8 protein-coding genes and 1 pseudogene are annotated in these 10055 nt (G+C 70.0%); 5 read left to right on the top strand and 4 right to left on the bottom strand.

The genetic code is table 11. From position 1 onward, the window contains the following. The first annotated feature begins 1001 nt into the window (after positions 1-1001). Entirely contained in the window at positions 1002-2426 is a 1425-nt protein-coding gene (locus EAO72_RS27450) for a non-reducing end alpha-L-arabinofuranosidase family hydrolase (protein WP_148019864.1), read from the top strand. A 102-nt stretch (positions 2427-2528) separates the two neighbouring features. Here EAO72_RS27450 and EAO72_RS27445 read toward each other — a convergent pair whose 3' ends face one another. The 3 genes from EAO72_RS27445 to EAO72_RS27430 all read right to left on the bottom strand — a co-directional run bounded on the left by EAO72_RS27445 (position 2529) and on the right by EAO72_RS27430 (position 6208). Next, on the bottom strand, positions 2529-3713 hold the full coding sequence (locus EAO72_RS27445; protein WP_148019863.1) for an MFS transporter: 1185 nt from the start codon (positions 3711-3713) through the stop codon (positions 2529-2531). 419 nt (positions 3714-4132) lie between these two features. After that, positions 4133-5116 (bottom strand): polysaccharide deacetylase family protein, encoded by a 984-nt coding sequence (locus EAO72_RS27435; protein WP_148019861.1) that lies wholly within the window; start codon positions 5114-5116, stop codon positions 4133-4135. A gap of 117 nt (positions 5117-5233) precedes the next feature. Beyond that, positions 5234-6208 carry a glycoside hydrolase family 11 protein gene (locus tag EAO72_RS27430; protein ID WP_410090509.1) on the bottom strand — a complete coding sequence of 325 codons (975 nt, stop codon included), beginning with the start codon at positions 6206-6208 and terminating at the stop codon, positions 5234-5236. Between the two features lie 472 nt (positions 6209-6680). Here EAO72_RS27430 and EAO72_RS27425 point away from each other — a divergent pair, with 472 nt between their 5' ends. The 4 genes from EAO72_RS27425 to EAO72_RS43370 all read left to right on the top strand — a co-directional run bounded on the left by EAO72_RS27425 (position 6681) and on the right by EAO72_RS43370 (position 9697). After that, complete coding sequence (locus tag EAO72_RS27425) at positions 6681-7265, top strand: TetR/AcrR family transcriptional regulator (protein WP_148019859.1); 585 nt, start codon at positions 6681-6683, stop codon at positions 7263-7265. Between the two features lie 119 nt (positions 7266-7384). After that, entirely contained in the window at positions 7385-8731 is a 1347-nt protein-coding gene (locus EAO72_RS27420) for an MFS transporter (RefSeq protein WP_148019858.1), read from the top strand. A 24-nt stretch (positions 8732-8755) separates the two neighbouring features. Continuing rightward, a complete protein-coding gene (locus tag EAO72_RS27415; RefSeq protein WP_148019857.1) occupies positions 8756-9514 on the top strand; it encodes an SDR family NAD(P)-dependent oxidoreductase in 759 nt (252 codons plus the stop codon). 54 nt (positions 9515-9568) lie between these two features. Then, the gene (locus tag EAO72_RS43370; RefSeq protein WP_261991497.1) at positions 9569-9697 is read left to right on the top strand and encodes a hypothetical protein; all 129 of its coding nucleotides are present in this window, start codon (positions 9569-9571) and stop codon (positions 9695-9697) included. Between the two features lie 75 nt (positions 9698-9772). On the opposite strand, the pseudogene EAO72_RS27405 reads toward EAO72_RS43370, so the two are convergent. Beyond that, positions 9773-10055, bottom strand: a pseudogene (locus tag EAO72_RS27405) (SDR family NAD(P)-dependent oxidoreductase); the annotation flags it as partial.

The following is a 10055-nucleotide window of genomic DNA, read 5'->3' as shown; positions in this document are numbered from 1 at the left end:
CCTCCCTCCTGGCCGGAGGGCGGGGGAGGGGCCGGCGTGGCCGGTGTGGGCGAGTCCGCGGGGGCGGGAGGGCCGGTCGCGTGAAGGCCTGCATAGGCCGTGACCCGGCGCCGCTGGGACTCCAACAGCTCCTGGATTGCCTGCAGTGCCAGACGGGAGCGCATGCTGCCCGCCGAAGAGGGTTCGTCCATGCACAAAAGGGCCCTTCTCGGAATGGGGATACCGACGGTGCAGGGAACAGCATCGAGGCGAGCGGCGGGGGACGCCAGCAGATGTGGGCCGGGTGGCGGTCATGACCGGGCCGGCCGTGCGGCTCTTGTCCTCGGCGTCCTGATCGCTGACCTCGCGTGGACCTGACGCCGCGGTGGCGGGGCGGCCGGTCGCCGACGGGGTCCGTTCCCCGTCCTTGGTCGCCGTCGCCGTCGCCGTCAGCGGCGCGCCGAGTCGCGCGGTTCTCGGGGAGCCGTGCGCCCATGCGAACCGGCACGTCCGAAAACGCCCGATCGGCCCGCAGCCCGGAGACGGCCTCCTCGTTCGAAAGTTTCGGTATGCGCCAGAGTCGAGCGTGTCGCGGCATCGCCCTCGCGACCGTAGGTTCCGATGCCGACGTGCAGTCCTTGCGGTCCGGAACGGCGCCGGATCGCCTCCGCCCGGGCGCCGAGTCGGGCGTGATCCGACCATTGACCCGGGGCTAGGCGTCGTGCGCGGGTCCCCGAAAGCATTCGCCATCAACGTCGATACATGCGAGACGTATTGACGTTGTTCACCGGCTCCCTATCATGGGGGTGCTCGACATTTCGACCCTTGTTCGATATATCGAATAGGTCGAGTCGCTCCATGCCGTGGCCGGGCGCTCCCGGTCGTCCTGCCCGAGTGTGGCGTACGCGGAGTTGTCGGGGATTTGTATGTCATGAACGCGCCAAGTTGGCGCTGTCAGGGAACGGGAAGCCGGCCTCGGAGAGGCCGGCCGGCAACATCTACTCAACGTGGAGGAAGTCCCCATGCGCAGAGGAAGATTCAGCCGCACGCATCCGTCCGCGGTGCTCGCCGCCGTGGTCGCGGCCCTGGCCGCGATGGCGGCGATGCTCGTCGCCACCCCGGCTCAGGCGGCTGCCAGTGGCGCCTTACGCGGTGCCGGTTCGGGCCGGTGCCTCGATGTGCCGGGTGCCGTCCAGACTGATGGCACGGCCCTGCAGATCTACGACTGCTGGAACGGAACCAACCAGCAGTGGACGTCGACGGACGCCAACCAGCTGACCGTGTACGGCAACAAGTGCCTGGACGTTCCGGGCCATGCCACCACGGCCGGTACCAAGGTGCAGATCTGGGCCTGCTCCGGCGGTGCGAACCAGCAGTGGCGGGTGAACTCCGACGGCACGGTCGTTGGAGCGGAGTCCGGGCTGTGCCTGGAGGCCGCGGGCGCCGGTACGGCCAACGGCACGGCGGTTCAGCTGTGGACGTGCAACGGTGGCAGCAACCAGAAGTGGGCCGGTCTGACCGGGACCCCGCCGACGGACGGCACATGTTCTCTTCCGTCGACGTACCGCTGGACATCGACGGGAGTGCTGGCGCAGCCGGCGAACGGGTGGGCCGCCGTGAAGGACTTCACCACCGTGACGCACAACGGCAGGCACCTGGTCTACGCGTCGAACGTGTCAGGATCGTCGTACGGCTCGATGATGTTCAGTCCCTTCACGAACTGGTCGGACATGGCGTCGGCCGGCCAGACCGGCATGGGCCAGGCCGCGGTGGCGCCCACGCTGTTCTACTTCGCGCCGAAGAACATCTGGGTGCTTGCGTACCAGTGGGGTGCCTCGCCCTTCGTCTACCGCACGTCGAGCGACCCCACCGACGCCAACGGCTGGTCCTCTCCGCAGCCGCTGTTCATGGGGAGCATCTCCGGCTCCGACACGGGCCCGATCGACCAGACCCTGATCGCCGACGGCCAGAACATGTACCTGTTCTTCGCCGGTGACAACGGCAAGATCTACCGGGCGAGCATGCCGATCGGGAACTTCCCGGGCAACTTCGGCTCCTCGTACACGACGGTCATGAGCGACACGAAGGCCAACCTCTTCGAAGGCGTACAGGTCTACAAGGTCCAGGGTCAGAACCAGTACCTCATGCTCGTCGAGGCGATGGGCGCGAACGGGCGCTACTTCCGCTCCTTCACGGCCTCCGGCCTGAACGGGTCATGGACCCCGCAGGCCGCCAGTGAGAGCAACCCCTTCGCGGGCAAGGCCAACAGTGGCGCCGGCTGGACCAACGACGTCAGTCACGGTGACCTGGTCCGCAACAACCCCGACCAGTCCATGACCATCGACCCGTGCAGTCTGCAGTTCCTCTACCAGGGCAAGGACCCCAACGCGGGAGGCGAGTACAACCGCCTGCCGTGGCGTCCGGGCGTCCTCACCCTGCAACGCTGACCTTCCCTCCTTTCCGTCGCCGTGACGCTGTGCGGTTCGCAGGCGCGTGGGAACGGTTCACACCGGGCCGACGCGCCTGCCTGCCCCGACGCGGCGGAGCGGTCAGGGATGTGCGCTCGCGTGTCTGCCGAACGCCCGCATGGCCATCGCGCCCGCCAGCGGCCCCGGTGCCAGGAGCAGGAAGGCGTACTGCCAGCCGACGGCCTCGGCCAGCAGAGGGGTGAGCTGGATGGTGATGACCGTCAGGGCGAAGCCGATGGCGGTCTGGGCGGTGAGGGCCGTGCCGATGTAGCGGTGGTCGGCGACCTCGCTCAGTGAGGTCGAGAACACCCCCGAGTCCGCGATCACGGCCGCGCCCCACAGCATGCAGAAGGCGAACAGAAGCAGCGAGGAGGAAGGGAAGAAGAAGGGGGAGACCAGGCAGCACAGGCCGCTGAGAAGGAGAGCCGCCATGGCTGCGGGCGGGCGGCCGAAGCGGTCCGCCGCCCAGCCGCCCAGCAGACAGCCGGCGACCCCGCCGAGGCCCATGGTGAGGAACACGGTGACCTCCACCGAACCCGGAAGGCTCTCCGCGGCAGGCGTCGCCAGCAGGAAGGACGGGATCCACGTCCACAGCGCGTAGAGCTCCCACATGTGCCCGAAGTAGCCGAGGTTGGCCAGCCGTGGCCCGCGCTCGGTGAACATGGTCAGCGCATACCCGGGATTGCGGGCGGGCGCGGACTTCGCCGCGTAGGGGCCGGGCCGGACGAAGAGCAGCGCGATGACGGCACCCGCGAACCCGGCCGCCGCGGCGGCGAGCAGAACGTCGCGCCAGCGCAGTGATCCCACTCCGGCGATCAGATGGGGAAGCGCGGAGCCAAGAGTGAGGGCGGCGATGAGGACGCCCATCGTCCTGCCCCGTCCGGCACTGCCGGACCACGAGACCATCAGCTTCATTCCGGTGGGGTAGACCCCGGCCAGGAACATCCCCGTCATGAAGCGCAGCGGGATGGCGACGGTCAACCCGTCGGCGGCGAAGGCCAGGACCACGGTGCAGACGGCGGCTGCCGCCGCACTGGCGGCGAGCAGACGCTGCGGCGGGACGCGGTCGGCCAGGTTCAGGGTGGCCGAGGCCACGGCACCGACGACGAAGCCGATCTGTACCGAGGCCGTCAGCCATACCGCGCCCCCGGCAGTGAGTCCCCAGTCGGTCCGGAGGCTGGGAACCACGGCCGACATGGAGAACCACACGGCGAGGCCGAGCACCTGCACCACGGCGATCGCACCGCGTTGCACGACGATGTTCACGAATACCTCTCCCGGGCCGAGCCCTCGTTCCCGGCCGCGCACGTGGTGGCCGAAGGCCGACCCTAATGCGCCCCGGCCCCGGCGGGTTGCGGACTCCGGCGGAGCCGGGCGCGCAGCGACGCGATGCCACTCCGGCGCCCGGGGCGTTGCGTACGGGATGAAGCCTCCGCCTCCGCCGCGTGGCGAGGGCGCCTTCCGCGCCCGGAGAAGGACTCGAAACGGAGCCGGTCGCCGTTGCCCGTCACCACCGGATCGAGCGATGCGCGCAGAGTGCGCCGGTGGTYACGGGCCGCGGCCACGTCCGGCGAAGAGTGGTACGGCAGGTCGTCAGCCCGTGGTGCACGAGACCGTCGGTTTGTGGTGCGGCAGGTCGTCAGCCCGTAGGGCACGAGACCGCCGGCTTGTGGTGCGCGAGACCGTCAGCCCGTGGTGCACGAGACCGTCGGCCAGGTCCAGGACCCGTTGGTCTGAATCGTCACCCCCCAGGTGTTTCCGCTGCCGTTGGGCTTTGCGGTCAGGACCTGGGCGCTGGGGTAGGCGGTGCTGACGTTCCAGGTGGAGAGGATCTTCTCGGGGGCCGGTACGTTCATGGTGACCGTCCAGTTGGCGGCGCCGGTGACGGAGACGGAGAGGTTGTAGCGGTCGCTCCACGATTGCCCGGCGGAGAGCGTCGCGTTGCAGCCACCGTTGCCTCCGCCTCCGCCGGTGCTGCCGTCGGGCGCGACGGCCCGTCCGGTCTGCGGGGAGATCATGCCGGAGCAGAGGCCGCGGGAGGCGAGTGACTGGGCGATGCGCGGGATCGCGGCGAGGGTGTTGGCCGGCCACTCGTGCATCAGGATGACCTGACCGTTGGTGAGTCGTCCCACGGCCTGCACGATCGCGTCAGTACTCGCGCCGTTCCAGTCCTGCGAGTCGACGTCCCAGATCACCTCCGTCAGCCCGTACTTGGCCTCCACGGCCTTGAGGGTGGAGTTGGTCTCGCCGTACGGCGGCCGGAACAGCTTCGGCGTGCCTCCGCCCGCGTTGGCGATGGCCTGCTGGGTCCGGGAGACCTCCGAGTCGATCTGGGCCTGGCTCTGCTGGATGAGGTGCGGGTGTGTGTAGCTGTGGTTGCCGACCCACATGCCGGCGTTGATCTCGGCCTGCACCTGGCTCGGGGCGGAGGCGGCGTACTGCCCCTCGTTGAACATGGTGGCCCGCAGGCCGTTCTGCTTGAGGGCGTTGAGCAGGGCGGGGGTGTGGTCGTTGGACGGGCCGTCGTCGAAGGTCAGGCCGACGTAGCCGTTGCAGGCGGCGGCCTGAGCGGGAGCGGCGGCCGTGGCGGTCAGGCCCAGGGAGGCCGTCGCGGTGAGAGCGAGTCCGGCGGCCAGGGCGGCCGGGCGACGGCGGGGAAGGAGATGCATGGGGGTCCTCCTGGTGGCGGAGGCCCGGCCACGCCGAGGAGCGCGGCCGGGCGCGTGAGGAAGGTCGGGTCACGGGAAGGTGAGGGTCACTGCGGACCCGGGTGGATCAAGGGTGGATCAACCTGCGCTGCAGGTGACCGTGGGCCAGGTCCAGGAGCCGTTCGTCTGGATGGTCGCTCCCCAGGTGTTGCCGCTGCCGTTGGACTTGGCCACGAGGGTCTGGCTGTCCGGGTAGCCGGCGCTCACGTTCCAGGTGGACAGGACCTTCTCGGGCGAAGGGACCTTCATGGTGACGGTCCAGTTGCCGGCGCCGGTGACGGAGACGTTCAGGTTGTAGCGATCGCTCCACTTGTCGCCTGCGGAAAGCGTCGCTGCGCAGCCGCCCGTACCACCGCCGGTACCGCCGCCCGTGCCGCCACCGCCCGTACCGCCTCCCGAACTGCCTTCACTGACGGCGATGTTGGAGCTGCCGCTGCTCTGGTAGCCCTCGGTCGCCATGATCATGTAGTTGAAGGAACCCATGCTCATGCCGTGGCTCGACCAGGCGTCGAAGTGGTTGCCCGTGGTGATGGTGCCACCCGTCCGCTTCGACTGGCGGACGCTCCAGTACTGCTTGAAGGTCTTGGTGCCCTCGATCGAGGGCTGGTTGACCCGGGTCGTCTCATAGATGTCGTAGGTGCCTCCGTCGCTGGTGACCGTGCCCTTGAAGGTGCCGGTGGGACGGTACGTGCCGAAGTTCTCGACGACGTAGTACTCGACCAGCGGGTTGGTGGTCCAGCCGTAGAGCGCGAGGTAGGCGTTGCCCGACGGGTTGAAACTTCCGGAGTAGTTCACGGACTTGCGTCCGCCGGTGCTCCATCCCTTGCCGCCGACGAAGTTGCCGACGTTGCTCCACTGGTAGCCGTAGTTGCCGCCCGAGCCCAGCGTCATCGACACCGAGCCGCCGCCGTCGCTCCAGTGCGAGTAGTAGTAACCGTTGTTGGTGCCGGTCTGGTTCGCGTTGACGACGGTGTCGGCGCTGGCGGCGTTGGGCAGCAGCAGCACGGCGACCGCGGCCAGGGCGATCGCCCAGGAGCTTCTCAGCAGGGTCATGAAGCGACCGGGGCTGCGTCTGCGAGGCGATGGCACGGGTGCGCTCATATCGGTTTCCTCCAGGGGCTGTTACGTAGGAGCGGTGCCGGACGGGTCCTGTCGAAACCCCCAACACGGCTGCTCCAGAGCGTGGTTGGGCTCATGCGGTAGCCGGCAGAGGCTGTCCGGCCCGATCACGGAGTCTTGGTCTGCCCCTCACGACTGTCAATAGTTTCGGCAGGAGTTGCGAAACCTTCGGCCTGGACGAAAGGGCGCCGTCGACATCGTTTTGGCAGTTCAAGGCGTAACTCACGTGCGCGGAAACTGTTGCCGGTCGAGCGCGGTGGGGTGGGTGATCCATTCCTGGTCACGGATTGCTTCGAAACTTTCGGAACTCCTCGAACCCGCGCCGACCCTGACGGGCGGGCGTGTGAACCCGGTTGCGTCCAGTGTTATTTGACCGAGCGTTCCAGATAGGTCTAGGGTCCTCGACGTGGCCAGGACCAAGGAATTCGATCCGGACGCCGCGCTGCAGTCGGCCCTTGAGCTGTTCTGGCGGCGTGGCTACGAAGCGACTTCGGTGGCGGACCTCGTCGAGCACCTCGGCATCGGGCGCGCCAGCATCTACGCGACCTTCGGCGGCAAGAACGAGCTGTATCTGAAGGCCATGGACCGGTACGCCGAGACGCGTGACCCGCTGCTCTTGGTCGAGCTGTCGCAGCCCGGCCCCGCCCTTCCCGCGGTGCGGGCGGTGGTGCGCCGCTTCGCTGCGGAGGCGGCCTCCCCGGAAGGGCGGCTGAACGGCTGCTTCGTGACCAACACCGCGGCCGAACTGGCCCCGCACGACCCCGCGGCGGCCCGTCGGGTCGAGATCAGCTGGGAGCGCCTGGAGGCCCCGCTGCACTCCGCGCTCGTGCGGGCCCAGTGTCAGGGTGAGCTTCCCGGGGACCGTGATCCGCGTGCGTTGGCCCGCATGCTGCTCGTCCTGCTTCAGGGCATCCGGGTCGTCGGCAAGGCGTCGGACGATCCGGCCCGGGTGCGGGACGCGGCCGAGCAGGCGCTGACGTTGCTGGACTGAATCACGCGCGACGGAGTCGGCGGGTGCCGCCGAGTGCCGCCGCATGTCATCGAGTGCCTCCGAGGGTGCTCCTCGCGCGCCCGAATAATGGAACGTTCGGTCAAATATCAGGGGGAGATATGACCGCCAGAGGCTCCGCCCGCGTCGTCGGCACGCGGTACCGATACGCCTTCGTGCTTCTCGGCATCGTCCAGACCACGCTGATCTTCACGCTCGCGGCCCTCGCGGTTCCCCTGCCCCGCATCGGGCGCGAACTGGACCTGGAACGCGCCGACCTGATCCTCCTCAGCGCCGCCTACGGGCTGACCTTCGCCGGGCTGGTGCTCTTCGGCGGACGCCTGGCCGACCGCTACGGCGGGCGACGCACCCTCACCACGGGACTCGTGCTCTTCGCGGCAGCCTCGGCCGCCGCCCCGTTCGCCCCCGGCATCGGGGGGCTGCTCGCGGCGCGCTTCGCCCAGGGCGCGGGCGCGGCCCTCGTCGCACCAGCTGCCATGGCCGTGCTGCGCGCCGTCTTCCCCTCCCCGCCCGAGTACGGCAGGGCGATGGCCACCTGGGGCGGGCTCTCCGTACTCGGCGCGACCGCCGGCAATCTGCTCTCCGGTGTCATCTCGGCGCTGCTCTCCTGGCGTTGGACCTTCGCCCTGCCGATCGGGGTGGCACTCGCCGCCCTCGCCCTCACGCGCAGGCTGCTGCCGGACACCGCGCCGGACCCCGGCAGGAGTCTCGACCTGCCCGGTGCCCTGCTCGCCACCGCCGGGATCACCCTGGCCAGTTACGGGCTCGTCGTCACCGACGCCCGGCCCTGGTCATCGGCGGCCGTGCTCGTACCGCTGCTCGGGGGTATCGCCCTGCTGGCCGCGTTCCGGTACGCCGAGCGCCGGGTCCGCGACCCGCTGCTGCCTCCCCGGTTCCTGCTCGGCCGGCGCCGGTCCCTCGCCCTCCTGGCCATCGCGCTGAGCGCCTGCGGGACGGCGCTGACCTTCGTGGTCCTGTCGCTCCACCTCCAGCAGGTGCGCGACTGGTCCCAGGTCCGGACCTCGGCCGCCTTCGTGCCGTTCGCCGTCGCCCTGATCGCCTCGGGCCGGGCGGCGGGACCGCTCATCGGGCGGTACGGGCCCCGGGCCGTCACAGCCGCCGGAATGGGCACGGCCGCGGCCGGGCTCATCCTCCTCGCGCTCACCGGGCTCGACGCGCACACCGGCTACGCGTACGGGATGCTGCCGGGCCTCGTGCTGCTGCCGGCCGGCACCGCGGCCTCCTTCGCCGGCGCCTCGGTCCTCGCCGCCGAAGGCGTACCGCCGGGGCAGACCGGGCTCGCGGGCGGCGTGCTGAACACCGCGATGGAATGCGGCCCGACCGTCCTCCTCGCCGCCCTGCTCACGCTCGGCAGCGACGCCGCCGCCCTGGCCGCGACAGGAGCCGCCCTCCTCGTCGTGGCCTGCATGAACCAACGCACCCAGTAGTCCACCACCCAGGGAGTCACCGAGATGAACCGCTTCACCGGCAGGACCGTCCTCGTCACCGGCGCGGGCTCCGGCCTCGGCCGTGCCATCGCACTCGCCTTCGCCGCCGAAGGCGCGTCCGTGGTCGCCGCGGGACGCACCGTGGCCTCCCTGGACGAGACGGTCGGCCTCATCGGGGCGGCCGGCGGCACGGCTGCCGCTGTGACCGTCGACGTCACCGACTCCGGCCGGCTCCAGAACCTCGTACGCGAGACCGTCACCCGCTTCGGCGGGCTGGACATCGCGGTCAACAACGCCGGGATACTCCGCGGCGCCGGCCCCGTCGGCGAGGTGAGCGAGGAGGACTGGGACGCGGTGCTGCGGACCAACGTCACCGGCGTCTGGCTGGCCATGAAGCATGAGATCGCCCACATGAAGGAGAACGGCGGCGGCACCATCGTCAACATCTCCTCCAATCTGGGCGCACATCTGAGAATCCCCAACGCCGCCGCGTACATCACCTCGAAGGCGGCGGTCTCCGCGCTGACCCGCGCCGCGGCGCTCGACCACATCCACCAGGGCATCCGCATCAACGCCGTCAGCCCCGGCGCCTCCGCCGCCCCCATGTCGCTGCGGCCCGGTGAGACCGAGGCGGACCGGGCCGAGCGGGTGAAGACGGAGAATCCGCTCGGCCGGCTCGCGGAGGCCGGGGAAGTGGCCGCAGCGGTGCTCTACCTCGCCTCGTCCGCGGCCGGTTCGGTGGTCGGCACCGATCTGGTCGTCGACAGCGGGTCCTCGGCCTGACGGGCGCGCCCCCGGCGAGCGGGACCACCTGAGGCGCTCCGGTCCGATCATCCTGTGCGTGGCGCACGCCCAGCGGCGACCGCGCAGTCACTGGGAGTGGGCTACATCGGCTGGTCCTGGAGCGGCAACGGCAGCGGCGTCGCGTACCTCGACATGGTCAACGGCTTCGACGCGAACTCCTGACCGCCGGGGGCAACCGCTTCATCAACGGCGCCAACGGCATCGCCCCCACCTCCGGGACCACCACCGTCCACGGCGACGACGGCGAGCCGGGGCGGCGGAGGCGCCGGGGCTGACGGCGTTGATGCGGATGCCCTGGTGGATGTGGTCGAGCGCCGCGGCGCGGGTCAGCGCGGAGACCGCCGCCTTCGAGGTGATGTACGCGGCGGCGTTGGGGATTCTCAGATGTGCGCCCAGATTGGAGGAGATGTTGACGATGGTGCCGCCGCCGTTCTCCTTCATGTGGGCGATCTCATGCTTCATGGCCAGCCAGACGCCGGTGACGTTGGTCCGCAGCACCGCGTCCCAGTCCTCCTCGCTC

Source organism: Streptomyces sp. OR43 (genome assembly GCF_008042275.1).
Lineage (GTDB): Bacteria > Actinomycetota > Actinomycetes > Streptomycetales > Streptomycetaceae > Streptomyces.
Note: the sequence above shows the minus strand (reverse complement) of the source record. Positions and strands in the feature narration are given on the sequence as shown.